This window comes from Achromobacter sp. UBA5777 (genome assembly GCF_002418565.1).
Classification (GTDB): domain Bacteria; phylum Pseudomonadota; class Gammaproteobacteria; order Burkholderiales; family Burkholderiaceae_B; genus Achromobacter; species Achromobacter animicus.
On the sequence record NZ_DIEJ01000183.1, the window covers coordinates 1 to 25,099 of the forward strand.

The 25,099-nt window shown below is 64.2% G+C and carries 28 protein-coding genes and 1 pseudogene; 15 read left to right on the top strand and 14 right to left on the bottom strand.

Features of this window, described 5'->3' with window-relative positions:
- Together B3446_RS14135 and B3446_RS14140 are read left to right on the top strand one after the other, a co-directional pair.
- Positions 1-337 (top strand): annotated as a pseudogene (locus tag B3446_RS14135) (TetR/AcrR family transcriptional regulator); the annotation flags it as partial.
- A gap of 136 nt (positions 338-473) precedes the next feature.
- Complete coding sequence (locus B3446_RS14140) at positions 474-2,138, top strand: S-layer protein (protein ID WP_291382564.1); 1,665 nt, start codon at positions 474-476, stop codon at positions 2,136-2,138.
- A 115-nt stretch (positions 2,139-2,253) separates the two neighbouring features.
- Here B3446_RS14140 and clpB read toward each other — a convergent pair whose 3' ends face one another.
- Positions 2,254-4,860, bottom strand: coding sequence for an ATP-dependent chaperone ClpB (gene clpB, locus B3446_RS14145; RefSeq protein WP_175123530.1), 2,607 nt, complete (start codon positions 4,858-4,860; stop codon positions 2,254-2,256).
- 138 nt (positions 4,861-4,998) lie between these two features.
- On the opposite strand from clpB, the gene B3446_RS14150 reads away from it, so the two are divergent.
- The 7 genes from B3446_RS14150 (at position 4,999) to B3446_RS14180 (ending at position 9,597) form a co-directional block, all read left to right on the top strand.
- Positions 4,999-5,433 (top strand): gamma-glutamylcyclotransferase family protein, encoded by a 435-nt coding sequence (locus B3446_RS14150; protein ID WP_291382567.1) that lies wholly within the window; start codon positions 4,999-5,001, stop codon positions 5,431-5,433.
- A 97-nt stretch (positions 5,434-5,530) separates the two neighbouring features.
- On the top strand, positions 5,531-6,259 hold the full coding sequence (gene fnr, locus B3446_RS14155) for a fumarate/nitrate reduction transcriptional regulator Fnr (RefSeq protein ID WP_175123532.1): 729 nt from the start codon (positions 5,531-5,533) through the stop codon (positions 6,257-6,259).
- A 14-nt stretch (positions 6,260-6,273) separates the two neighbouring features.
- The gene (locus tag B3446_RS14160; RefSeq protein WP_291382569.1) at positions 6,274-7,443 is read left to right on the top strand and encodes a hypothetical protein; all 1,170 of its coding nucleotides are present in this window, start codon (positions 6,274-6,276) and stop codon (positions 7,441-7,443) included.
- 75 nt (positions 7,444-7,518) lie between these two features.
- A complete protein-coding gene (locus B3446_RS14165) occupies positions 7,519-7,956 on the top strand; it encodes an ArsR/SmtB family transcription factor (RefSeq protein WP_291382571.1) in 438 nt (145 codons plus the stop codon).
- On the top strand, positions 7,857-8,306 hold the full coding sequence (locus tag B3446_RS14170; RefSeq protein WP_291382574.1) for an SRPBCC family protein: 450 nt from the start codon (positions 7,857-7,859) through the stop codon (positions 8,304-8,306). The genes B3446_RS14165 and B3446_RS14170 overlap by 100 nt, the downstream gene beginning before the upstream one ends.
- A 78-nt stretch (positions 8,307-8,384) precedes the next feature.
- Complete coding sequence (locus B3446_RS14175; protein WP_291382576.1) at positions 8,385-9,086, top strand: DUF899 domain-containing protein; 702 nt, start codon at positions 8,385-8,387, stop codon at positions 9,084-9,086.
- Positions 9,087-9,105: 19 nt separating this feature from the next.
- Complete coding sequence (locus B3446_RS14180; protein WP_291382578.1) at positions 9,106-9,597, top strand: hypothetical protein; 492 nt, start codon at positions 9,106-9,108, stop codon at positions 9,595-9,597.
- On the opposite strand, the gene B3446_RS14185 is transcribed toward B3446_RS14180, so the two are convergent.
- The 7 genes from B3446_RS14185 to B3446_RS14215 form a co-directional block, all read right to left on the bottom strand.
- Entirely contained in the window at positions 9,578-9,910 is a 333-nt protein-coding gene (locus B3446_RS14185; protein WP_291382580.1) for a 2Fe-2S iron-sulfur cluster-binding protein, read from the bottom strand. The genes B3446_RS14180 and B3446_RS14185 overlap by 20 nt on opposite strands.
- A 24-nt stretch (positions 9,911-9,934) precedes the next feature.
- Complete coding sequence (locus B3446_RS14190; protein WP_175123539.1) at positions 9,935-10,522, bottom strand: NUDIX domain-containing protein; 588 nt, start codon at positions 10,520-10,522, stop codon at positions 9,935-9,937.
- An 85-nt stretch (positions 10,523-10,607) separates the two neighbouring features.
- Positions 10,608-11,861 (bottom strand): Hsp70 family protein, encoded by a 1,254-nt coding sequence (locus B3446_RS14195; RefSeq protein ID WP_191575672.1) that lies wholly within the window; start codon positions 11,859-11,861, stop codon positions 10,608-10,610.
- A gap of 76 nt (positions 11,862-11,937) precedes the next feature.
- Entirely contained in the window at positions 11,938-12,261 is a 324-nt protein-coding gene (locus B3446_RS14200) for a hypothetical protein (protein WP_175123541.1), read from the bottom strand.
- Positions 12,262-12,401: 140 nt separating this feature from the next.
- Positions 12,402-12,626: a DUF3820 family protein gene (locus B3446_RS14205; protein ID WP_191575881.1), complete on the bottom strand. Its 225-nt coding sequence runs from the start codon at positions 12,624-12,626 to the stop codon at positions 12,402-12,404.
- Between the two features lie 5 nt (positions 12,627-12,631).
- Complete coding sequence (locus B3446_RS14210) at positions 12,632-13,180, bottom strand: cysteine hydrolase family protein (protein ID WP_291382586.1); 549 nt, start codon at positions 13,178-13,180, stop codon at positions 12,632-12,634.
- A 10-nt stretch (positions 13,181-13,190) separates the two neighbouring features.
- Entirely contained in the window at positions 13,191-13,670 is a 480-nt protein-coding gene (locus B3446_RS14215; RefSeq protein ID WP_291382588.1) for an OsmC family protein, read from the bottom strand.
- A 326-nt stretch (positions 13,671-13,996) separates the two neighbouring features.
- On the opposite strand from B3446_RS14215, the gene B3446_RS14220 reads away from it, so the two are divergent.
- Together B3446_RS14220 and B3446_RS14225 are read left to right on the top strand one after the other, a co-directional pair.
- Positions 13,997-14,422, top strand: coding sequence for a copper resistance protein NlpE (locus B3446_RS14220; protein WP_175123544.1), 426 nt, complete (start codon positions 13,997-13,999; stop codon positions 14,420-14,422).
- 81 nt (positions 14,423-14,503) lie between these two features.
- Positions 14,504-15,259: an ABC transporter substrate-binding protein gene (locus B3446_RS14225; protein WP_291382590.1), complete on the top strand. Its 756-nt coding sequence runs from the start codon at positions 14,504-14,506 to the stop codon at positions 15,257-15,259.
- A 79-nt stretch (positions 15,260-15,338) separates the two neighbouring features.
- On the opposite strand, the gene B3446_RS14230 is transcribed toward B3446_RS14225, so the two are convergent.
- Entirely contained in the window at positions 15,339-15,671 is a 333-nt protein-coding gene (locus tag B3446_RS14230; RefSeq protein WP_291382592.1) for a zinc ribbon domain-containing protein, read from the bottom strand.
- A 9-nt stretch (positions 15,672-15,680) separates the two neighbouring features.
- Positions 15,681-16,910, bottom strand: a complete 1,230-nt coding sequence (gene fmdA, locus B3446_RS14235) for a formamidase (RefSeq protein ID WP_291382594.1) — start codon at positions 16,908-16,910, stop codon at positions 15,681-15,683.
- Between the two features lie 408 nt (positions 16,911-17,318).
- Between fmdA and B3446_RS14240 the strand changes: the two genes are divergently transcribed.
- Entirely contained in the window at positions 17,319-17,585 is a 267-nt protein-coding gene (locus B3446_RS14240) for a hypothetical protein (protein ID WP_191575678.1), read from the top strand.
- A 41-nt stretch (positions 17,586-17,626) separates the two neighbouring features.
- Here the strand turns inward: B3446_RS14240 and B3446_RS14245 are convergent, their stop codons facing one another.
- Complete coding sequence (locus B3446_RS14245; RefSeq protein ID WP_291382596.1) at positions 17,627-18,760, bottom strand: acyltransferase family protein; 1,134 nt, start codon at positions 18,758-18,760, stop codon at positions 17,627-17,629.
- 167 nt (positions 18,761-18,927) lie between these two features.
- Positions 18,928-19,377 (bottom strand): hypothetical protein, encoded by a 450-nt coding sequence (locus tag B3446_RS14250; RefSeq protein WP_291382598.1) that lies wholly within the window; start codon positions 19,375-19,377, stop codon positions 18,928-18,930.
- Between the two features lie 119 nt (positions 19,378-19,496).
- Here B3446_RS14250 and B3446_RS14255 point away from each other — a divergent pair, with 119 nt between their 5' ends.
- On the top strand, positions 19,497-19,865 hold the full coding sequence (locus B3446_RS14255; RefSeq protein WP_291382600.1) for a hypothetical protein: 369 nt from the start codon (positions 19,497-19,499) through the stop codon (positions 19,863-19,865).
- Between the two features lie 67 nt (positions 19,866-19,932).
- On the opposite strand, the gene B3446_RS14260 is transcribed toward B3446_RS14255, so the two are convergent.
- Positions 19,933-21,423 carry an aminotransferase class V-fold PLP-dependent enzyme gene (locus B3446_RS14260; RefSeq protein WP_291382602.1) on the bottom strand — a complete coding sequence of 497 codons (1,491 nt, stop codon included), beginning with the start codon at positions 21,421-21,423 and terminating at the stop codon, positions 19,933-19,935.
- Between the two features lie 108 nt (positions 21,424-21,531).
- Between B3446_RS14260 and B3446_RS14265 the strand changes: the two genes are divergently transcribed.
- Positions 21,532-22,005 carry an Lrp/AsnC family transcriptional regulator gene (locus B3446_RS14265; RefSeq protein ID WP_255596037.1) on the top strand — a complete coding sequence of 158 codons (474 nt, stop codon included), beginning with the start codon at positions 21,532-21,534 and terminating at the stop codon, positions 22,003-22,005.
- A gap of 364 nt (positions 22,006-22,369) precedes the next feature.
- Entirely contained in the window at positions 22,370-24,061 is a 1,692-nt protein-coding gene (locus B3446_RS14270) for an ABC-F family ATP-binding cassette domain-containing protein (RefSeq protein ID WP_291382606.1), read from the top strand.
- Positions 24,062-24,505: 444 nt separating this feature from the next.
- On the opposite strand, the gene B3446_RS14275 is transcribed toward B3446_RS14270, so the two are convergent.
- Positions 24,506-25,087 carry a hypothetical protein gene (locus tag B3446_RS14275; RefSeq protein ID WP_191575684.1) on the bottom strand — a complete coding sequence of 194 codons (582 nt, stop codon included), beginning with the start codon at positions 25,085-25,087 and terminating at the stop codon, positions 24,506-24,508.
- Between the last annotated feature and the right edge of the window lie 12 nt (positions 25,088-25,099).

Genomic DNA, 25,099 nt, shown 5'->3' on the forward strand with positions numbered 1-25,099 from the left:
GGCCGCGCACGAGGCGCCGCTGCGCGCCGCCATTCAGGTGTCGCTGCAACAGCATGCGCAGGCCAGCGCCGGCAAGGCCGGCGCCGAGCCCCAACTGGTGCGCGGCCACCGCGTCGACATCCTCAGGCGCGCCATCGCGCCCCTGGCCACCCAGTTGACGCCGGCGCAGCAGGACCGCGTCGCGCAGGCGCTGTCGCTGGTGTACGGCACCGAGGTGTTCCTGGTGCTCAAGGACATCTGGAAACTCGACTTGCCCGAGGTCACTGATGTGGTGCGCTGGACCGCGAACGCCATCATCACGCAGGCGCTGACCGAAGCCCAAGCGGCGAAAAAATAGCTGCTGAAGGCAACGCCAGGCGCACGGAAAATGATATCCGGCACGCCACTGTCATTCCCGCGTCATTCCCCGCCCGCATAGTTGCGCGCTTTGCGGCATGCGCGTTGCATGCCGACATGACGTTGGAGTGTTGTAGATGCAGTTCGAAGTATCCCGCCTGCGGCGAGCCATCATGCCCCTGTCGCTGGCTTGCGTGACCCTGCTGAGCGCTTGCGGCGGCAGCGATGACGATGACGAGATGGTCACCCCTGAGCCGACGCCGCCCGTCGTGACCGACCCGACGCCGCCTGCAGAGCAACCCAAGCCGGTCGAAACGGGCGCGTGGTCCACGGGCGATCTGCACGTGCACACGTTCCAGTCGGACGACGCGCAGGTCAGCCTGGAAAGCGCGCTGGACCAGGCGTTCGACCGCTACAAGCTGGACTGGGTCGCCATATCGAACCATCTGCGCCTGTCCGCCCGTGACCATACCGGCGTCAACCTGCCCGGCGGATCGATTCCGTTCTCGCAAGGCATGGCGCAGTACGAAGTGCCCTACATCAAGCAGGCGCAGGCCGCGGGCCGCTACGCCGGCAAGATCATCTTCTCGTCGTTCGAATGGGACATGCCCACGCATGACCACGTGAACATCGGCATCGGCTACAACGATCCGCAGTCGCCCAAGTCGCTGGAGGCCGTGGCCGAGTTCGAATATCTGTTCACCAACCGTGACCCCAACCTGTTCGACCCGCTGCTGGTCTCGCGCCTGTCCGGCGAAACGCGCGCGTTCACCACGCACGCCGACTCGCTGGCCGCGCTGAAGTGGCTGCGCGACAAGTACCCCGACAGCTACATGCTGCTGAACCACCCGTCGCGCTACGCGGGCAAGTACACCATCGCCCAGCTGCGCGAGATGAATGACCTGGCCCCGAGCGTCTTCTTCGCGATCGAAGGCATGGTCGGCAACCAGATGGAACCCGACCGTGGCGGCTACGCCACCGCCTACACCAATGCCTTCCTGCCCAACCGCACCTACGGCGGCGCCGATTATCTGGTCGCGCACCTGGGCGGCACGTGGGACGCACTGCTGGGCGAAGGCCGCCGCATCTGGAACGTGGCCGACTCGGACTACCACTTCCGCACGGCATCGGGCCTGTACAGCAGCGGCTACGCGCCCGGCGAATACTCCAAGACGCACGTCTGGAAGGACGGCGACGACATGGCGGCCGTGGTGGCCGGCTTGAAGAGCGGCCGCATGTTCGGCGTCTTCGGCGACCTGATCGATGCGCTGGACTTCCAGGCCAAGGGCGCGGCCGGCGCCGTGCACATGGGCGGCGAACTCCAGGCAGCCAAGGGTGAAACGGTCGAGGTCACCATCCGCTTCCGCAGCCCTGAGCGCAACAACTACGAGTACCCGATCGAAAGCGGTAACCCCACCTACGTCAAGCCCACCGTCAACCACGTGGACCTGATCGTCGGCGACGTGACCGAGCGCGCCGAACCCGGCACCCCGGAATACGACGCCGACACCAACCCCACCACGCGCGTGCTGGCCCGCTTCACCAAGGCCGACTGGAAGGTGGACGAAGACGGCTACAACGTCATCACGACCACAATCACCGCCGACAAGAGCCAGTACCTGCGCCTGCGCGGCACCAACCTCGGCGTGGACGTGGCCGGCGAAACCGCAGCAGGCGAACCGCTGCCGGACGCCAAGGTCGACTTTGCCGACAACGCGGCGCGCTTCAACGCCATCAATGCCCGCAACTACAACGATCTGTGGTTCTATTCGAACCCGGTGTTCGTGACGGTCGCGAAGTGATGTGATTGCCCAGCGCCGCGCCGATCTGTTCGGCGCGGCAGCGCTGCGGCGGCGCTACGGCGCAGACAAAAAAATGCCCGGCTACGCGCCGGGCATTCTGCTTATTGCAGCGCGATCACTGCAACGTGCGGGTGAAGACGAACTGGCCATCCTGCCAATCCACCGGGACCACGTCGCGCGGACCGAACCTGCCTTCCAGGATCAGGCGCGCCACCGGGTTCTCGATCTGCTGCTGGATCGCACGCTTCAAGGGGCGCGCGCCAAACACCGGGTCGAAGCCGGAGCGGGCCAGTTCGGCCAGGGCCGGTTCCGTCACCTCCAGCCGCATCTCCTGCTTTTCCAGGCGCTCGCCCAGACGGCGAAGCTGGATGCGGGCGATGGACTCGATGTGCTGCGCTTCCAGGCCATGGAACACCACCACTTCGTCGATACGGTTCAGGAATTCAGGCCGCAGCGTCTGCTTCAGTTCATCCCACACCACTTCCTTGACCACGTCGTACGGCTGGCCGGCCAGCGTCTGGATATGGTGCGAACCCAGGTTCGACGTCATGACGATCACCGTGTTGCGGAAATCGACGGTGCGGCCCTGGCCATCGGTCAGGCGGCCGTCGTCCAGCACCTGCAGCAGCACGTTGAACACATCCGGGTGCGCCTTTTCGACTTCATCGAGCAGCACCACGCTGTAGGGCTTGCGCCGCACGGCCTCGGTCAGATAGCCGCCCTCTTCGTAGCCCACGTATCCGGGCGGCGCGCCGATCAGCCGCGCCACCGAATGCTTCTCCATGAACTCGCTCATGTCGATACGGATCATGTGCTCTTCAGAGTCGAACAGGAACTCGGCGAGCGCACGCGTCAACTCGGTCTTGCCGACGCCGGTGGGGCCCAGGAACAGGAACGAGCCATACGGCCGCGCCGGATCCGCCAGCCCCGCACGCGAACGGCGGATGGCGTCGGAGACGAGGCGCACGGCCTCGTCCTGGCCCACCACGCGCTTGTGCAGGAACTCTTCCATGTGCAGCAGTTTCTCGCGTTCGCCCTGCATCATCTTCGACACGGGAATGCCCGTGGCGCGCGACACGACTTCGGCGATTTCCTCGGCGCCGACACGCGTGCGCAAGAGGCGCGGACGCGATTCGTCGCCTTCGGCGTTTTCGGCGGCCTCGGCGGCGCCCACCTCGGCAGCCTTCAGACGTGCCTCAAGATCCGGCAGCTTGCCGTATTGCAGCTCGGCCAGCTTGTCGAATTGGCCCTTGCGCTGCAGTTCCGCCATTTCGGCGCGGACGCTGTCGATCTCTTCCTTGATGGCTTGCGTGCCTTGCACCGCGGCCTTCTCGGCCTTCCAGATTTCCTCGAAGTCGTTGTACTCGCGCTGCAGCTTTTGCAGCTCGTCCTCGATGACGCCCAGGCGGCGCTTGGAGGCATCGTCCGTTTCCTTCTTGACGGCCTCGCGCTCGATCTTGAGCTGGATGATGCGGCGGTCCAGCTTGTCCATCACTTCCGGCTTGGAGTCGATCTCCATGCGGATGCGCGCGCCGGCCTCGTCGATCAGGTCGATGGCCTTGTCGGGCAGGAAGCGGTCGGTGATGTAGCGATGCGACAGCTCGGCGGCCGCGACGATGGCCGGGTCGGTGATCTCGACGCCGTGGTGGATTTCGTAGCGCTCTTGCAGGCCGCGCAGGATGGCGATGGTGGATTCCACATCGGGTTCGTCGACCAGCACCTTCTGGAAGCGCCGCTCAAGCGCCGCGTCTTTCTCGATGTACTTGCGGTATTCGTCCAGCGTGGTGGCGCCGATGCAGTGCAGCTCGCCGCGCGCGAGCGCCGGCTTGAGCATGTTGCCCGCATCCATCGCGCCTTCGGCCTTGCCCGCACCCACCATGGTGTGCAGCTCGTCGATGAACACGATGTTGCGGCCGTCGTCCTGGCCCAGCTCTTTCAGCACCGCCTTCAGGCGTTCTTCGAACTCGCCGCGGAACTTGGCGCCCGCCAGCAGCGCCGCCAGGTCCAGCGACAGCACGCGCTTGCCGCGCAGGGTCTCGGGCACTTCGTCGTTGACGATGCGCTGCGCCAGGCCTTCGACGATGGCGGTCTTGCCGACGCCGGGTTCGCCGATCAGCACGGGATTGTTCTTGGTCCGGCGCTGCAGGATCTGGATGGTGCGGCGGATTTCGTCGTCGCGGCCGATGACCGGATCCAGCTTGCCCTGGCGGGCGCGCTCGGTCAGGTCCAGCGTGTACTTGGAAAGGGCCTCGCGGTTGGCCTCGCCTTCCGCGCCCGACACGTTCTCGCCGCCGCGCACGGCGTCGATCGCCGCTTCCAGGGCCTTTTTCTGCAGGCCCGCGTCGCGCAGGATGCGGCCGGCTTCACCCTTGTCGTCGGCCAGCGCTAGCAGGAAGAGTTCGCTGGCGATATAGGTGTCACCGCGGCGAGAGGCTTCCTTGTCGGTACGGGTCAGCACACCCTGCAGGTCGCGGCCCACCTGCACGTTGTCTTCGCCCTGCACCTGCGGCAAGCCCTTCAGGGCGGACTCCAGGGCAGGACCCAGTCGGTTGACCGCCACACCGGCACGCGCCAGCAAACTGCCCGCGCCGCTGTCGGAATCCGACAACAGGGCGGACAGCACGTGGACGGGCTCGATGTAGGGATGATCGTTGCGGGCGGCCAGACTTTGCGCGTCTGCCAGCGCTTGTTGAAACTTGGTCGTCAGTTTGTCGAATCGCATAATGGTCGTATTGGCTTGTGGGGAGCCTGACCGATCCGTGCCGGCTGGCTCGATAACCTGAATATGTGGCCGGGTGAGACAATTTCAACACCCGGCGCCTCTCATGGTCTTCTTCGACGTGCACCAGCAAACAGAGCAATGAGCATATACGTTTTTGTGTACGGCACCCTACGGGCCGGCGAAATCAACGACCTCGCCCGCGCCGCCGCGGCGCGTGGCTTGCCGGCCGCCAGCCATGTCGGACCGGCCAGCGTGCCCGGCATGCTGGTCGATTTTGGGGACTGGCCCGGCCTCATCCCCGTGCAGGATGGCCGGCGCGTGCGCGGCGACGTTTTCCAGGTGGAACCGGCGTTGATCGCCCTGATGGACGAGATCGAGGAATACCAGCCCGGCAAGCCCTGCTGCTTCGTGCGACGCACGGTTTCCGCCAGCCTGGAAGGCGCCGGTCCGGCCGGTCTGCTGCCCTGCGAGTACTATCCGATCGACCCCGCGTTTCGGGCCGCCGCGGTCGATATCGCCGGGGAAGACTGGATCGCTCATCGCCTTTCCAGAACAAAGCAGGACGCCCGGTAAGACACCCGTAGTAACAACGGACTACAATAGACGCCTGTCTCGTGCTTCACACCCGTTCCGGCGCCCGCCGTGCAATGGGCACTCTAAAGGTCATCGTATGCAAAAACGGGTCCCCATTGCCCCTGATGCCGCCCACTGTTCCACGTGCATGCTGGGTCACGTCTGCGTTCCCGTGGGCATGGCAGCCGCCGAAGTCGAAAAGCTGGACGAACTGGTCAAAGAGCGCGTCCGCGTGGAAAAAGGCAAGACGCTCTTTTCGCTGGATCATCCGCTCGACGCCGTCTACGGCGTGCGCTTCGGCAGCTTGAAAACGCAACTTGAAGACGCCACCGGCCAGATCCAGATCACCGGCTTCCATCTGCCCGGCGAGATCGTCGGCATGGACGGCATGCTGGATGGCAAGCACGTGTCGGCCGCCGTGGCCCTCGAAGATTCCGAGGTCTGCGTCATCCGCCTGAACGAAGTCGATCGCGTCGCGTCGCACCTGCCGTCGCTGCAACAGCAATTCCGCCGCCTCATGAGCCGCGAGATCACCCGCTCGCACCAGATGCTGGCGTCGCTGGGCTCCATGCGTTCGGAACAGCGCCTGGCCGCATTCCTCTTGAACCTCTCGCAGCGCTACGCCTCGCTGGGCTATTCGTCCACCGAGTTCGTGCTGCGCATGAGCCGCGAAGAAATCGGCAACTATCTGGGCCTGACGCTGGAAACGGTCAGCCGTCTGTTCTCGCGTTTTGCCCGCGACGGCCTCATCAAGATCAACCAGCGCGAAGTCCGCATCCTGGACCTGCCCGCGCTCAAGCAACTGCTGGGACTCGAAAGCTGCTGAGCGGTCGCCGCGCCATGCGCCGCGCGCCTGCCACTTCCCTGACCCGCACGGCGCTGGCGGCCTCGCTCGCCCTGGCCACCCTGCTGGCTTGCGGCGCTGCGCATGCGCAGACGCCGCTGCCCGACCCCTACGACTACGACGAAGCCACGCCCGCGCCCAAGCGCGCGGCGCCGCTCCGCTGGCAGGCCGTTGAACTGGGCCGCCCCGGCAACCGGTACAAGATGCCGGTCTACGCCAACCGGGATCTGACCAAGGACGACCTGCGCGGCATCAAGCAGGTGCTCATCGTCATCCACGGCGTCAAGCGCGACGCCGACAACTACTACGAAACCGCCGCCGCACTGGTCGCCGCCGACCCGGCGCGCGCGGGCGACACGCTGGTGCTTGCCCCCCGGTTTTCCGGCTCGATCGACTCGGGCTTCGCGGGCATGGCCGCCTGGCGCAAGGCAAGCTGGGAAGACGGCCAGGAAAGCGTCCAGGCCGCCGGCCGGCCCGCCCCCGTCACCTCGTTCCAGGTTCTGGACGACCTGCTGCGCAGCCTGGACGACCGCAAGCGCCTGCCGTCGCTCGCCGGCCTCGTGCTTGCCGGCCATTCGGCCGGCGCGCAGTTGGTGCACCGGTATGCGGTGCTGAACAACGTGGACGGGGTGTTGCGGCGCGACGGCCTGACCCTGCGGTACGTGGTCGCAAACCCCTCTTCCTACCTCTACCTGACCAACGAACGGCCACGCGCCGACGGCAAGGGCTACGCGCCCTACGAGCGCGGCATCTGCCCCACCTACAACCAGTACAAGTACGGCACGGACAAGCTGCCCGCCTACGCCGGCGAATCCGACGATTCCCGCCTCTTCGTGCGCTACGCCGCGCGCGATGTGGTCTACCTGCTGGGCGGCGCGGACAACAACCCCGAGCACCGGCTGCTGGACAAAGCCTGCGGCGCCGAAGCCCAGGGCGCCACCCGCCTGGCGCGCGGCACGGGCTACGTCCAGTACGAGCACGTGCTGGCCGCCCGAGGCTCCAAGCCCGTCCCCCTGCGTCACAGCGCGTTCGAAGTCGGCGGCGTGGGCCACGACGGCAAGCGCATGTTCGGCTCGGTCTGCGGCGTGCGAGCGCTGCTGGGCGGCGACGCCCCGGCGAGCAACACCGCTGCAGCCTGCGACATCATCAAGCCACGCGGCAAGTAACGCGCTTCACCTCTAGGGAAAGTCCGAAGCCAACGCGCTTGACACGCACTTTCAGCAGACCTAAAACTTAACCTTATGGTTAAGTTAAATGATGATGCTCTCGATGCCATCTTCTCCGCGCTGGCGGATGGCACGCGCCGCCGGGTGCTGGGGGACCTGGAACAGGGCTCGGCCTCGGTCAGCACGCTGGCCCGACCCCACCCCATGTCCCTGCCCGCCTTTATGAAACACCTGCGGGTGCTGGAAGAGGCCGGCCTCATCGCGCGCGCCAAGGACGGGCGGGTCGTGCGCTGCACGCTGTCTCCCGAACCCATGCGCGCCGCCGCCGGCTGGCTGGCACGGTACGAAAGGTTCTGGACCGGCCAACTGGATTCGCTGGCGCGATATCTCTATCACGAAGAGGAAATCCACCCATGGAAAACCGAATCTCCCCCATCGAGCTGCGGCTCCAGCGCCGCTTCGACGCCCCCGTCGAACGCGTCTGGCGAGCCTGGACCGACCCGCAAGCGCTGATGCGCTGGTTCGGCCCGGCAGGCACGCAACGCGTGTTGCTGGCCGAAACCGACGTGCGCGTGGGCGGCGCCTATGAAGTCGGCTTCATCACCGCAGACGGCGGGGAACACTACGCCAGCGGCCGCTACCAGGAAGTCGCGCTGCATCGCCGTCTGGTGTTCACCTGGGCGTGGCGCGACGCGCCGCAGGAAACCTCACTGATCACGCTGGACTTCACCTCGGCAGACGGGGGCACCGAGCTTGCCTTTCTGCAGACACCGTTCGTCGACGAGGCCACCCGCGACGGCCACGAGAATGGCTGGTCCGGCGCCATGGACCGGCTGGCGGACGACCTGGCCGGCAAGGCCTGAACTTGGCGCCCCGGATCTGTACGCCGGATCCAAACTTGACCCCGGGTCCAAGAGCCCGGCACGCAAAGGAGACGCACGATGCAAACCGATCATCCCGTCGTATCCCGCCCCCAATGGGCCGTTGCCCGCGAGGCGCTGTTGCGGCGCGAAAAGGAGCTGACCCACGCCTCAGACGCCCTGGCCCGCGACCGCATGGCGCTGCCTTGGGTGCGAGTGGACAAGCCCTACACCTTTGAAGGCGCGCACGGCATCCAAGGCCTGGATGCCCTGTTCCACGGCAGGCGCCAGCTCATCGTCTATCACTTCATGTTCAGTCCGGACTGGGAGGACGGGTGCGTGGGCTGCTCGCTCCTGGCCGATCACCTGGACAGCGCGCTCATGCACCTGCGGCACCACGACGTTTCTGTAGTGGCCATTTCGCGCGCGCCGTATGCCCGGCTGGCCGCCTTCCAGGCCCGCATGGGCTGGCAGTTTGACTGGTACTCGTCAGCGGGCAGCAATTTCAATTTCGACTTCGAAGCCTCCGTGCCACAGGCGGATGGCGCCGTCGAGGAACGTCCAGGAGCCAGCGCATTCTTCCGTGATCCCGACGGCGAAATCTTCCACACCTACTCGGCCTTCGAACGCGGCGTGGAGCGCCTGGCGGGAGCCTACAACTACCTCGACATCGCGCCGCTGGGCCGCAACGAAAACGGCCCGTATTTCGACGTTCGCGACTGGGTGCGCCACCATGACCGATACGGCGACGCCCCCCGTCAAGCCTGCCACGGCCACAGCTAGGCCGCCGGCCACGGCCGGCATGGCTGGCCTGTGGCTGGTGTGCCTGACGGCCATGGGCGCCGGACTGCTCGTGGACACGTGGCGCACGCCCGCCGCGCTGTTGGCCAGCGAGTGCGGCGCGCCGGGAACGCTGGCGCAACTGGCATGGCGGCACGTAGTGCTGATGCCGGCCAGCTCGGCCGCGATGGCGCTGGCGGCGCTGCTGCCCTGGTCGCAGCTGGCCGGGAGTCGATGGCCCTGGACACGATGGCCCTGGGTTCAATTGCCTAGGTACCGAATGTCTCGTACCCGAGGGCTGGGGCTCCGGCTGCAAGCCGGCAAACCGCCGCTGGCAAGCCGGGTGCTCTGCCTGGTCCTCATGGCGATCGGAATGGTGCTGGGCGCGCGCCTGGGCGTTCAGACGGCGCAGGCGCTGGGCGCTGCCCCGTTTTGGGGAATGGTGCTGGGCATGGCAGCGGGCATGGCTGCGACCCTGTTGCCGGTCGCCGCGGTCAGCGCCTGGCGCCGGTAAGCGGGCGAACCGCAGGCGGCGCGGTCTCGATCAACGCGGCGCCGGGCGCCTGGATTTCCAGCGCCGACGTCGCCTGGGCCACGCACGGCAGGATCCAGCCCTCTTCCTTTTCGTCGCGCGACAGGCCGGGCCATTCGATGCCGTACACGATCGATCCTTCCAGCATCAGGCACATGCAGGCGCGGCAGGTGCCATTGCGGCACGAACTGGGCAGCTTGATGCCCGCAGCCTGCGCCGCCAGCAACACGGACGTGCCGGCCGGCGCGTCAAAGCGCAGGCCCAAGGGCTGGACGAGAACCGGGTGCGAGCACATCGTCGTCAGGCTGCCCGACGCCGCTCAGGCGACGTTGTCCTGCCAGTCCAGCTTCCAGGCGCCGGACAGCACGTTCTGCATCCACAGCACGCAGGTCAGCGTCTTGGCATCGGTGACCTCGCCCTGGCTGCACGCCGCCAGCAGCTCCTCGGGGTGTTTGCTGATGACGTCCAGAAACTCGTCCTGGTCGAGCTGCCGCTCGCCTGCCCGCAGGCCGCGTGCAAAGAAGATGTGAATGATTTCAGTGGAATAGGCGATGGCCAGGTGCAAGGCGCCCGCGTGGGCCCATTGGCCGGCGGTATAGCCCGTTTCCTCCAGCAGTTCCCGCTTGGCGCATACCAGCGGATCCTCGCCCGGATCCAGCTTGCCCGCGGGAAATTCCGTCATCACGCGACCGACGGGATATCGGAACTGTCGCTCGAGCAGCACCCGCCCATCGTCGAGCAGCGGAATCACCACCACCGCCCCCGGGTGCACCACGTACTCGCGGATACCGGTATGGCCGTTGGGCAGGCTGACGGTATCGCGGCGGATCTTCAGGAAGCTGCCGTCATACGGGGCCTCGCTTTCGAGGAGCGTTTCGACGAGATGGGTATCGGCGGGTCGGGTCATAAGGACGTCTGGATCGGAAACTAAGAGGGGCGGCGAGCCGTTGCCGGCACGCCTGGCAGCTTACCACCGCCCCGCCGGCGGCCGGTCAGCCGAACTTGCGCGCGGCGTCCAGCGCGAGACCCGCGCCGATGCTGCCGAACAGGTCACCTTCCACGCTGCGCGCCTCGGGCACCAGCCTGGACACGCTTTCGCGGAGGCGCGGCACGCGGCTGGAGCCGCCCGTGAAGAACACGGTGTCCACGTCCGCCGTCGACACGCCCGCATCGCGCAGCAACTGGCCCACGGTGGTCTCGACCTTGTCGATCAAGCGTCCCACGCTCGCGTCGAACGACGGGCGCGTCACCTCGACACCCAGATCCGGCGCGACGCGCGACAGGTCGATGCGTGCGGCGGGCGCCTCGGACAGCGCGATCTTGGCTTCTTCCACCTGCACCGCCACCCAGTGGCCCGCACGCTCCTTTACCAGGTTCAGCAGCAGATCGATCTTCTGGCGGTCGCCGGCCTCGGCGCGGATATAGGCAAAATGCTCGGCCGCCTTGCGCGTGTAGGCCTGATTGATGGTGTGCCAGCAGGCCAGGTTGCCGTATTGCGTCGACGGCACGTCCTTGCCGCTGCGCAACTGGCTGCCCAGGCCGAGCAGCGGCATCACGTGCGCCAGGCTCAATTGCTTGTCGAAATCCACGCCGCCGATATGCACGCCGCCGTAGGCCAGGATGTCGTCGCGGCGGTCCGGCTTGGCCGCGCGGTCCGGCCCCAGCCGGATCAGCGAAAAGTCCGACGTGCCCCCGCCGATGTCGATCACCAGCACCAGTTCCTCGCGGCTGATCTGCGACTCGTAGTGGAAAGCGGCAGCCATCGGCTCGAACTGGAACTCGATGTCGGTAAACCCCACGTTGCGCGCGATCTCTTCCAGCGTGTCCTGCGCCGTCTGGTCCGACGCGGGATGGTCATCCACGAAAAACACCGGACGGCCCAGCACGGCACGGGTAAAGCCGCGCCCGGCGGCGGTCTCGGCGCGCGCCTTCAACTCGGCGATAAAGCGCGTCAGCAGGACACGGAAAGGGATTGAACGGCCCTGCACTTCCGTCGAGCCGTCAATGAGCGAGCTGCCCAAGAGGCTCTTCATCGAGCGCATCAGGCGCCCGTCGTAGCCCGCCAGGTAGTCGGAGATGGCCGCGCGGCCATAGCTGACCTCGGCGTCCTCGTCGTGGAAGAAGATGGCCGACGGCAAGGTGGTCTTGCCGTCCTCCAGCGCGAGGAGCGCATGTTGGTCGGGACGGCTCCAGCCGACGGTGGAATTGGAGGTGCCGAAGTCGACGCCGCAGGCGGTGGAAATCATGGGAATTCAGGCGCTTAGAGCAAAACGGCGCACAAGTGTACCCGCTCTGGCTCCGGCCTTGGATTCCCCGGCGGGCTTATTGCTGCTGGCGGCGCTGTTCCAGTTCGCGCAGACATTGCTCGACGCCGGCCTGCATCTGCGCATTCGACGTGGCGGCGCGGTCCGACACCGTACGGCAGCGCTGGAATTCGGCCTGGCTTTGGGGCGTGTCGCGGATCGGTGCGGGCGGCGGGGCTTCGGGCGTCACGGTCATGCGCAGCGTCGAGGGTGGCGACAGGCTGCCCTGGGCCGAGGGAAACTGCATCTCCTGCGTGGCGCCGGGCGCGACGTTCTGGGCCTGGGCAGCGCCCGCCGCGCACAAGGCGGCAAACAGGAAAGCGGATACGTGTTTTTTGTTCATGGCGACCTCGGTTCGATAAGTCAGCGCCCGAGCCGAGGGCCGGGCGCACCGCCTAATCGTATCCCCGGTGGATGGCAGGCGTCGTGCCAAGACGCAACATCATCCCCGCCAGTTGTTTCCTGCGGTTTCCGCAGCGCGTCTCAGGGCGCGCGCCGGATCTTGCGCAGCGGATCCAGCAGCGATGACAAGCCGTTGTGATCCAGTTCGTGCATCAAGGCCAGCAAGCGGCCCAGCTCTCCGGGCGGAAAGCCCTTGCGCGCGAACCACGCCAGATACGGTCCGGGCAAGTCGGCGATCAACCTGCCCTTGTACTTGCCAAACGGCATGTCGCGCGTCACCAGCAGCGCCAGCAGTTCTGGATCCATCACATTCATCGCGAAGCGCCGTCGGCAAAGAGTTCGCCGGCCGGCACCGCAGCAATCGTCACACCAAAGCTGGAAATGGCCGGCAGCGTGGCATTGTGATGCGCCCGGATCTGGCCGCCGTTCGCGTGAGGCTTGTCGTGCGTGGTGTGCGCGTCGGCCGCCAGGGTGACCGTGAGGCCCAGCCCCGCCGCCCGCCGCACGGTCGTGTCCACGCAGAACTCTGTGGCGTATCCGCACACCACCAGATGCGTGATGCCCCGCTCCGCCAACACCGGCGCCAATTCCGTGCGGAGAAACGAATCAGGCGTCGTCTTGCGCACACGGATGTCGTGGGCGGCCGGCGCAAGGCGCGTATCCAGCTCCCATCCCGGTTCGCCATGCGCCAGATCGGACCCGGGACTTTCATGCTGGACATACACGACCGGCGCACCGGCCGCACGGGCGCGTTCAGCCAGCGCATTGATGCGGGCCAGCACCCGCGCGGCCTCGAAGGGCGGCGGGGAAGTTTCGAACAACGCGCGTTGCACGTCGATCACGATCAGGGCAGATGTCATGGGAATGGCGTCAGGTGGAGGGCTGGATCACAATGCGCGGCTCGCACCGTACCGGAAAGTTCACTGAATTGGCAATGAAGCAGAAGTGGTGCGCACGTTCGTGCAGCTGTTCCGCCAGCGCGGCGTCGTCGCCCGCGCCGATGGTGACCTGTGGCCGCAACGTGACCGATGCAAACGCGCCGCCGCGTTCGGGATCTTCCTGCATGACGCCTTCGGCCTCGTCCCGATAGGCCTGCACGGTCACCCCTTCGACCGCGCACAGGTGCAGATACCAGAGCTTGTGGCATGCCGATAGCGAGGCCACCAGCATGTCTTCGGGATTCCAGCGGGAGGCATCGCCACGGAAGGCGGGGTCCGACGAGCCCGGCACGTCGGGCTTGCCGGCGGCCTGGATGACGTGGTCGCGGGAATAGGCCGCATAGCCGGCCGTGCCAGCGCCGGTGTTGCCGGTCCATTCGACGGTAACGCTGTAATGGTGTTCGCCTTTCATGCTGTAGCCCTGTTGCCTTGTGGTCCTGTTGCCTTGTCGGCTTGTCGCCTTGTCGCCTTGTCGCCCTGCTGCCCTGTCGCCCTGCTGCCCTGTCGCCCTGTTGCCCTGTCGCCTTGTGCCGCTATCGCTGCGCCGGCAGCCTGATACCGCCTCACGCGCAAGGAAGGCCGAGCTTAGCGCACGGCCCGCCCCGCCGGTTGGACGTTTTTGACACGCATCGGCCTTACATCCCGTTTCAGCATGGGCACGTTACTGTCCGTATCGTGAAGACGCGTCTGGCCATCCGAGATCAGCCAATAAGCCAGTCCGTCACACAGGAGCTCGCCATGATGAAAACCACCCTGACCTGCACCCTGAGTCTTGCGCTGCTCGCCGGTTGCGCGCCGTCGAAGCCCATCACTGCCCGATCGGTGCCGGTAGACCACCACACCTCCCGCGACTCCCTGGACTGGCCCGGCAGCTACGAAGGCACCCTGCCCTGCGCCGACTGCCCCGGCATCCGCGCCCGCCTGACGCTGATGAAGGATGGCCGCTACGAAAAGCTGACCCAGTACCTGGACCGCCAGCCGCAGCCCGAGATCGTGACGGGCACCTTCAGCTGGGAGTCTGACGGCAGCACGATCCGGCTGGACGCCGCAGGCGATAGCCAGCGTTACTTCGTCGGCGAGAACCAGGTAACGATGCTCTACCGCGACGGCACGCGCCCCACCGGCCCGCTCGCGGCGCATTACGTGCTGCGCCGCGTGCAATAAGCCATCGCGCCGCCGCCGGCTTTAAGGCTATCCTCTGGCATCGACCGCGCCCGGCGGCGCGTTTCATCCAGCAAGGAAGCCATGAAGACCGATCACGAAATGCTGTCTGCCTTCGCCCCGACGGGCGTGCTGCGCGCGTCCATCAACCTGGGCAACCCCATCCTCGCCAACACCGATCCGGCCACCGGCCAGCCCGGCGGCGTGTCGGTGGATCTGGCCACTGAACTCGCGCGGCGGCTCGACGTGAAGCTGGAACTCGTGGTCTTCAAATCCGCCGGCGAATCCGTCAACGCCGTCGCCGCCGAACAGGCCGACGTAGGCTTTTTCGCGATCGACCCGCTGCGCGGCGAACAGATCGCCTTCACCGCGCCGTATGTCGTCATCGAAGGCGCTTATCTGGTGCGCCAGGACTCGCCCATCGTCAACAAGGACGAGGTCGACCGCCCCGGCCAGCGCGTCGTGGTCGGCAAGGGCAGTGCCTATGACCTGTACCTGACGCGCGAACTCAAGCAGGCCGAAATCTTTCGCGCCCCCACCTCGCCCGCCGTCGTAGACACCTTCGTGCAGGAAAACATGGAGGTCGCCGCGGGCGTCAAGCAACAGCTTGAAGCCGACGCGCAACGTCTGGGCGGGCTGCGCCTTCTGGACGGTCACTTCATGCTGATCCGCCAGGCCATGGGCGTGCCCAAGAGCCGCGGCGCCAAGGCCAGCGCCTACCTGGCCGCCTACGTGGAAGCTATGAAGAAATCCGGTTTTGTCGCCGAAGCGCTGGCGCGCCACAAGATCCAGGGCGCCGCCGTGGCGCCGCTGGAACCGGCGGCGCAGGCACAGGTCTAGCCTGCCTCGCTACAACCTATCAACCTATCGCACCGCCGGCCGGGCGCTTTATGCAGAGGCACCCGGCCCGCAGCGTGCGTTAGTGGCTGATCATCCAGGGCCTGGCGCCCGCGAATGACTTTGCGCCATCTCCCGATGTGCGCGTTCTTCCCCGCGATCGCGAACTGCCGCAGCACCCGCAGTTCATGCCGTGCCCGGCGCGCGTGCTGCGCGGTTCATTGGCGCTGCGCTCGTTCGCCGCGTGCGCCCGGTTCACAGCCGAGGACAGCGCCGACACCGCTGGAGCACCGCCCACAATACGGTCCGACAACGCGCCGCACTGCGGGCAGGCCGCCGGATCCCGCCACTGCGCCAACCGCCGCAACGCGGCAAATGCGCCGCAGTCCGCGCACGCATAGTCATACATCGGCATCGTCGTCTCCTATAGATCGCGCGACAGCGGCATGTCCACATCGCCCTTGATGTGCTTGACGGGCCCGCTCGCGGAAGGCTGGATGTCGAAGTCGAAGATCTCGGTGGGCAGCCAGAGCGTGGCGCACGAATTGGGAATGTCCACCACGCCGCTGATGTGCCCCTGCACCGGCGCGCACCCCAGTAGCGAATACGCCTGCGCGCCCGAATAGCCGAACTTCTTCAGGTATTCGATGGCGTTCAGGCACGCCTGCCGGTAGGCCACATTCACGTCCAGATAATGCTGCTTGCCCGCTTCGTCGACGGAAATGCCCTCGAAGATCAGAAAGTCCTTATAGGCCGGGGTGATCGGACTGGGCTTGAAGACGGGATTGCGGATTGCATACTTGTCCATGCCGCCCTTGATCAGCGACACGCGCATGTGCACCCAGCCGGCCATTTCGATCGCGCCGCAAAACGTGATCTCGCCATCGCCCTGCGAAAAATGCAGATCGCCTACCGACAGCCCGCCGCCCTTCACATACACCGGAAAGAACACCCGGGCCCCGCGCGACAAATCCTTGATGTCGCAATTGCCGCCATGCTCGCGCGGCGGAACCGTGCGCGCGCCCTCGCCCGCTGCGCGGTCGCGGTCGGCGCCCTGCAAGGCGCCCATGTGCGCGGTCTTGGGCGCCGGCGGATTGGCCAGCGGCGGCACCCGATCCGGATTGGTATCGATCAGTGCCTGCTCGCGCCGGTTCCATTCGTCCAGCAACTTTCTGTCAGGCAGGCAGCCGATCAGCCCCGGATGGATCAACCCCGCGAAATTGACGCCAGGGATGTGCCGGGACGACGTGAACATGCCGTGAAAGTCCCAGATCGATTTCTGTGCGTGCGGAAAATGGTCCGTCAGAAAGCCGCCGCCATTGTTACGGCTGAAAAATCCGTTGAATCCCCACAGACTGTCCGGCTTGGCGCCGATATCCAGCAGATCAACCACGAGCAGATCGCCCGGCTCCGCACCCTCCACCCCTACGGGTCCCGACAGAAAATGCACGGTCGACAAATCCACGTCCCGCACGTCGTCGGCACTGTCATCATTCTTGATGGCGCCGCCCGTCCAGTCATAGGTTTCCAGAATGAAGTCGTCCCCGGGCTTCACCCACACCGCCATCGGAATATCCGGATGCCAGCGGTTGTGGATCTGCTTGTTTTCGTAGGGGGATTGTTCCAGATCGACACTGATAAGCGTATTGGTCATTCTCTTTCATCTCCGTCGTCAAGCGTTGATAAAACAGAAGGGGTGACCGCTGGCTGTCTGAAAGGAAGCAGCAACTCAGGTTTTATAAGCCATGGATCTGGAAGGGACGGTAGGACAGTTTTAGACAACGGTAAACTGGCTTTTTGCCCAGTGTCCTATGGCCTACTTCGTCCGCTTATCCCAGCGCCAAGGCGGCCTCTGGGGCCTGTAGCCATTGCCACAGAGAGCGACTTGCGGATACTCTCTGAGCTTGCGTCACACGCGGGCTAGCCATTTACAAGTTCCACAAAATGGGGACTTGAACAATGCCCGCAATCGAGCATAAACAAGCCCGCTTGCGGCGGGCTGGATAATGTGTCAGCTGTTGGACTATATTGATGTCGGTTTCGTTACATCCGGGCGATCAAAATGACCAACTACAGTCTTCAGGATGTCTTTTCCCATGCCTATGAACTGGCGTTCGCACCTATCCAGGTGAACGTGGCGCTGATCGGTTGCGCCATCGTCGTATTACTGGTGCTGCGACGTGCCAAGGCGCGCTGGTTCCACAATGATGAGTTGGACAAACTGGTGCCCAAGTATGGGCGGAAGGTAGCGCGCCAGATAATCCGGTCACGCAGACAACAGAGCGCGGCACCATCAGTCCCGTTCTATCACAACGAACCGTGGGATTAATCGCCCGCACGCAGAACCGCCCGAAGGCGGCTAGACATGCGTTATTGGGTGGAGGTGGCGAACCCTGGAGAATGGTTGGCCAGCGCGGGCCTGCGGCCCTTGTATGCCCTCAAGAATGGAAACTCTACAAGCAACGATACGGCGTAGGCTAGTACGACCGACACGCCAATCATCAGCGTGCACACGCCGAATGCGCCGAAATGCGAGTCAATGACCGCCCAGAATCCCGTTCCGCGATAACGTTTGATGACCTGGAACACGAGCAGGTGAACCAGATAGAGCGGGTACGACAACCTGGCGATGAAGACCACCAGCTTCGACCGGCAGGGCCACCAATACACCGCCAGCAGCGCTAACGCACCCGCGGCCCCAAAGAGTGTAGGTAGCCAGACCGTTGCATCGGTAATCGTATACGGCGCGGCCAGAAAAGCGGGGTTGGCTAGCATGAAGGCACCAAATAGGCACCATAGCGCGGCGGACGTCGCCAGTAACGCCGCAGACCACCTCCGTACGTTCCAGCCTTGCAAGACGATGCCTGCGGCGACGACGCCGGCTGCCAACTCGTCAAATCTCATGTGAAACTGGATGAACGTGCCGAAGTACCTACCGTCATTCGGAGCGTAGTCAAACGTCACCCAAAGCCTTGCCGCCATCCCCGCCAGCGCGACCAAGAACACGATGAGTGTCACGTTTTTCAGGTTGTTCTTGGTGACCTTGAATGCAAGTACGAGCGCAAGTGGGGCGATCAGGTAGAACATTTCTTCGATCACCAATGACCACGACCCATCCACGATGAATTGGGGGTCAACCCGGATAAGATTTGGGAAAAAATACGGCCCCGTGGTCTGGAGAAACAGGCCCCCGTACAGCATGTTTCTAATAGCGGACCAGTCCAAGGCGGGCGCACCAGCCTTGAAAAAGTAGTACATCAAGATCATGAAATAGTAGATCGGGAGTATCCGCAACGCCCGCCTACTGTAAAACTCCCACATCGAGAGCTTTCCGGCCCCGATCTTCTCTAGGAGCATGCCGCCAATCAGGAAGCCGCTCAGGACGAAGAACAGATCCACGCCGACCCAGCCAATCCTAATGGCGTTCGCGTGAAATAGGACCACTAGTGAGACTGCGATAGCTCGCAGCACATCGATGCCGGGATACCGGCCCGGGGTGGTCATGTACTCCCAATGATCGCGAACGTAACGCACACCTGCCCCAAAGCTCCAAATGATCGGGAATCATAACGCGGACGGTTCACGCCTTCCCCACCGCATCTTCGACGGCCGACAGACCCTGCGGGGGTCTGGCTATTCCGGGGGCATCCTCGTCCCATTCCGATGGCGCGTCACGCCTGCAGAAGAATTCCCAGTCGGCTATTCCATGTGTCGCCGTAAGCCTTGCCCGCGACCGGAACACGGATCAATGGCCGTTTGAGGTCGCTGGTGGAAAAGTCGAAGTGAACGTTCAGGAACGACAGGTTTCCATTGCCTGACTTCTCGGTCCATTTGAGCTGCCACTTGCGGATATAGGAAAAGTCCAGGACTTCGCCCGGGTCCTTTGCGCCATCGACCATGCACAGTTTCTGGCTCTGCGGGTCGAACGCAATCACCACCTTCTTAGCTTTGTCGCTCAGAATCAACTCGCTGTCGACGCTGTCTTCCGGAAACGCCGTACCCGACCGCTGATTGTGCTCGCGAAACTTCGCCAACAACGCCTTGTGCCGCTTCTGCTGACGATGCACGGCCCAGGCGATCAACGCGATGATCGTCAGGACGATGGAAATGATATTGAACATGGAGTTGGCCCCCTGTGGCCGCTAGACGCTGTCCCGGCGTTAACGGCCGCAGGGGCAAGAAACTTTAGCCAGCAGTTATGATGCAAGCCATTCATTGCGCACCACGAAGGTTCTTCCGCATGGCCGTCTTGCACCGCCCGCCCCTCGCCGTTCTCCTCATCATTGCCGCATGCGCCAGCACGCCCGCGTTTGCCGACGACGGCTGCGTCGCCCGCGTCGATGCCGAACTGGCCCGCATCAAACAGGCACAGGACATCCAGCGCACGCGCGAAGCCTCAAATAATATGGAACTGAATCGGGAACTGTGCCAGGGCCGGCTGGACCTGCTGGACGCGCGCTTTGCCTTGAGCGACGACTTCGAAGCGTGCCGCCGCAACGGCGTGCAGTTTTCGGATCAGGTTACGCGCACGCTGACGGGCGCGTCTGACGATCTTAGCGGCATGAAAGCCTCGTGGATCCGGACCTGCGGCCTGCACATGAAAGACTGATAAAGGTAAGACATTGCGATTGTGGCCGCTCGAGCGGCCACAATCGCGGTCATCCACTACCTGGCTCTTACGCCGCCTGCTTGTCGGCGTCGCGCGGAAAGAAAATCGCGCGGCTGGGATCAAAGCCATACAAGGGCTCGTACTCCGGCGCGTCGGCCGCCAATGCGAGCACGGATTCCAGAATGAAATCCGCCTTAGCGTCAGACAACAGCGCGCTGAAATTCAACCGCACAAAGCCGGGCTTCTCGATCTCGCGGCCGTCCGTGATGGCCTGCCGCATCTGCAGCGACTGCGCGTCGTCGATATCCAGCAGACGATGCACGTAGGGTCCCGCGCAAGCGCACCCGCCGCGCGCCTGAATGCCGAAGCGGTCGCTCAACATGCGCGTCACCAGTTGCTGATGCACAAACCCGCCCTTGCCGTCGCGCACGCGGAAAGAAAAGATCGGCAAACGGTTCGCCGTCAACGACCCCAACAGCTCCAGACGCTCCGCGCCCTTCCAGGCGGCAAGCGCGCGCTGCACGAAGTGCGCATGGCGCTCCTGCATGAATTCGGCGCCCAGCGCTTCCTTCACCAGCACCACCAGTGCAGCGCGGATGTCCCCCACCACATTCGGCGTACCCGCTTCTTCCCGAGATTCCAGACTGCCGCTGTAATCATGTCCCACAGGCGAAACAAACTTCACCGTGCCGCCTCCCGGCCAGGTCGGCGTCGTGTCGAGCACCGCGTCGCGGCGCACGATCAATACGCCCGAGGCCCCAGGACCGCCGATGAACTTATGGGGTGAAAACACGATAGCGTCGATCTGCGCATCCGGCGCCGGCGACATCCTGATGGGCAGGTACGGCGCCCCGCCCGCGTAGTCCCACAACATCTTCGCGCCGGCAGCCTTCACGCGCCGCGTAATACCCGCGACATCCGCCACGATGCCCGTCACATTCGACGCCGCCGACAGCGCGCAGACCACCAGCGCATCTTTCGGCGCATCCAGCGCCCGCGCCAACTGCGCCAAATCCGGGCCGCCTTCGGGGCTTTCTGCCAGTTCAACGATCTCGGCGCCGCATTCGCGCCACGGCAGGATATTCGAATGATGCTCGTACGGTCCGATGATGACGCGAACCTTCCGGCCGGCAGCCACCGCCGCGTTCACGCCGAACAGATTCACCAGCCGGTTGATGCCCGCCGTCGCGCCCGACCCCGAGAAAATCACCGCATGCTCATCGCCAGCGCCGCAGCACCGCGCGACGGCGGCGCGTGCCTCGCGCCGGAGCCGCGTAATGAAGCCGCCGCAGAACGAAGCCTCGGTGTGCGAATTGGCGTAATACGGCAGCACCTGTTCAAGCACAAAGCGTTCGACCTGCATCAGCGCCCTGCCCGACGCGACGTAATCCGCGTAAACCAAAGGCTTGGACCCGAAGGGACCTTCAACGCAGGCATCCTTGCCGATAAGCCCGTCGGCAAGCGCTGCCGCGATATCGGAAGTCTTCAGGCTGTCTTGAAACTGCTGCAAAGGCGAAGCCGAGACGCGGACGGGCGCCTCGGCAAAAGGCATATTCATGGCGGGATGGATCCGAAAAGTACGCAAATATCATACGATGGATGCCTTGATGAAACATCACCGTTTTTTTGCCATAAGCTCATGAAAACGGGTCATATGATCGAATTTATGGAAAAAATAGACAAACTTGATCTGAGCATCATCTCCTGCCTGCAAAAGGACGGCGCGCTGTCGCAGCGCGAGCTTGCCGACAGGGTCGGCTTGTCGCAGAACGCCTGCTGGCGCCGGCTTCAACGATTGAACGCCTGTGGCATCATCCGCGGCACCCGAGCCGAAGTCAGCCTGGTTGCGCTGGGCCTGGACCTCACCGTCTTCGTCATGATCCGCACCAGCCACCACGCCAAGGCCTGGGCTGATGGCTTCCGAAAGCACGTCGAGCGTCTGCCGGAGGTGACGGAGTTCTATCGCATTGGCGGCGATTGGGACTACCTGATCAAAGTCGTGTGCCGCGGCATGGTGGGGTACGACCGGTTCTATCAGAAGCTGATCACGGACTTCGAGTTGTCGACGGTGACGGGATTCTTCAGCATGGAAGCGATCATCGAGAACCGGCCGCCGGATCTGCGGATGCTGGAAGATTAAAGCGAGTATGCGGTAGAAGCGATGGCGCTGTCGCCGGCTGCCCGCGGACAAGGCGGCGCGGTGTAATGGTTGCCGGTCACTCGTTGAAGCACGGCGCGGTGTATCGGTTGCCAACCACGCCTTGATATTCGCCTCGTGTTTCGGGCGCCAGCAGCCCGCTGGAGGCAGTCACGTGGTCCAGTCATCGGCCGCCATTTGAAATACACTGCGCACAATGCGCCCAGGAACTTTCCCGCCGCGCGTTGTTCGAATTCACCTCATTCCCACATCGTGGAGACTCGTCCGGCCATGACCCTCTAAGCCCTCCCCCAGATCACCGCTTGCGCTGCGCGCACCGCGTCTCATCGAATCCGGAGAGCTTCTTATGGCCCAGTCTTCCCGCGCGCCCGCACCGGCGCATTCCCAGCCGCAATCCTCGGCGCCTTTCCTCAGTCTGCGTCACGTCAGCCATGCGCTGCCGGATGGACGCATTCTGCTCAATGACGTCAGCCACGACTTTGACGGCAGCACCCGCTATGGCCTTATCGGCCGCAACGGTGCGGGCAAGTCCATGCTGCTGCAATTGGCGCACGGCGCCATGGGCATGCAAACCGGCCGCATTATCCGCCGTGGCCGCATCGCGTACGTACCTCAGGAACAACCGCGAACCGCCAGCACCACATTGGCGGACGTCGCCGGCATTGCGCCGATCCTGCAGGCCTTGTCCAACATCGAAGCCGGCAGCACTCGCCAGTCAGACTTCGATCTGGCCGACGGCCATTGGCGCATCCGCGATGAATGGACCCGCACGCTCGCCGACGCCGGCTTGCCCGCGTGGAAACCCGGTCACCCCGCCTCGATCGCCAGCGGCGGCGAGCTCACGCGAGTCGCGCTCGCCGGCGCCCTGATGCAGAGCCCCGACGCCTTGCTGCTGGACGAACCCAGCAATCACCTGGACGCAGGCGCCCGCTGCTGGCTCATGGACCAGATCGCCGCCTGGCGCGGCGGGTTGATCGTCGTCAGTCATGACAGGACGCTGCTGGACGCCATGTCCTGCATTGTCGAACTGGAGCGCGGCACGCTCTCCGTGCATTCCGGCAACTACACAGCCTACCGAGACCATCGTGACCGCTTGAACGCCGCGCGCGAAGCGTCCCTGGCTCACGCACGCAACGAACGCACTGCGACCCTGCGCACGCTGCGCCAACAGCACGACGCCCAACAACAACGCAACGCTCGCGACGCCCGCAAGGCCCGGGATGCGAACCAGGCGCCGATCCTGCTGGGAATGAAGAAGGCGAATGCCGAAGCTCATGCGGGCCGCGAGAACGTGCGGCGGCAGGACACCGTTGCCGCGTTGGACGATGCGGTAAGGCAGGCTGCTGCACAGATCGATCAATCGGCAGGCATTGCGCTCGCGTTGCCCGAAACTGCCGTGCCGCAGGGCCGCCGCGTTCTGCATCTGGAGCATGCTAAGCCGCCCTATCCCGCGGACGTAGGTGCGCTGACGGTGACGCTGTCTGGCCCGTTCCGGTTGGCCATTCGCGGGCCGAACGGGTGCGGCAAGAGTACGCTGCTGTCTATGCTGGCTGGAGCGTTGGCTCCGCACGCAGGCGTATGCGACGTACGTGTGCCGACAGCCATGCTGGATCAGCGGGCGTCCGTTATGGAGGAAGACAAATCGCTGCTGGAGACGCTGCACGTGCCGGGCGCCACGTTAGCGGAAGGCGAGCTTCGCAGTCGATTGGCGTTGCTGGGCTTAGGGCCTGAGCTGGTCAGTGCGCCCGCAGCGACATTGAGTGGAGGGGAACGCCTCAAGGCTGCGCTGGCGTGCGCATTGTGGCGGAAAACGCCTGCGCAGTTGCTACTGCTGGATGAGCCGACGAATCATCTGGATATTGAGTCGGCGGAGGCGATAGTGGACGCGCTGCGGGAGTATCCCGGTGCGATGGTGGTGGTCTCGCACGATGAGGCGTTTTTGGAGGGAATAGCGCCTACGCATGAGATGCTTTGGAGGCCGCAGGGCTGGCACCTCGCCGATGCACCACGCACACGGCTCGGACGGCGTCCGCCGTGATTCGGACATGATTCAGCCGGCCGAAAATCACGCCGAATGCCGCAGACATATCCGCTCGCACAAGATGCCATCTGCTCGCTCATGCGCAACTCATCGCTGGGGGGACATTGAACTGCCCAAATCAAACGGGAGACTTAAATGGCTCCCCCTGACAATAAATATTCAACTCATCTGCCCGCAGCTATCTCATCATCGTCGAGGTTAAGTTGATAGGCGAGTACAAGCACAGCCTGGCCGGCAACGGGATGCCATTCCATCGTCCTTACGCCGTGGCATCCACTGCAGCTTGATCCAAAGCGTTGTTGCTTGAGCCGATAACTACTGCTTGCCTTGGACCCTGCCCACAGCGTCCAGCTGCACGCGAACCAGACCACGCCTGATAACGGTTCAACCAGGGAAAATATCGTGTTGGATCATTCGCCAACTGGCACGAGAGAACTGACATCACGAGTTTCCTCCCACGGGCATGGGTGTCCTCTTCACCTTGACGTTGTCGCACGCTTTAAATTTCGTGACGGCGACAGGCTTGGTGCGAACCACGCCATCTACGATCACAAGCTCCCGTAGAACCGCATTCGGATGCTGGTAAAGCGTCTCGTAGTCTTTTCCCGCCTCGAGCACTGCGGAAATGCCATCGCCGAACTCACGTGTATGCATGGACATGCCGATTGCATTGGGGCCGCTCCAACCGCCGCCGTAGGCATAGATATCAATGGGTATTCCTGCCATGACGACGTACTCCGAATAGTACTTTTCGTCGATATCGGGCATGGGCATGCCGATGACGGTATTGCTGATGCCTCGAACCAGAGGATCATTCGCGTTGAAACCATACGGTTTTGAGTTTTCTTGACACGTACGATTCAGAATGACCGTGGTTGCCACGCCAAAGTAAATTCGAAGCCGGGCATGGGCCGCGGGGTCGTATTCTTTTGGCAAATACGGACTTTTCGGAGCACAACCGGTCACAAGAACGGCCAGAGCAATCATCGCCAACTTTGTTTTCAATGCCGCCCGACTCTTCATTTGCTACCTTTC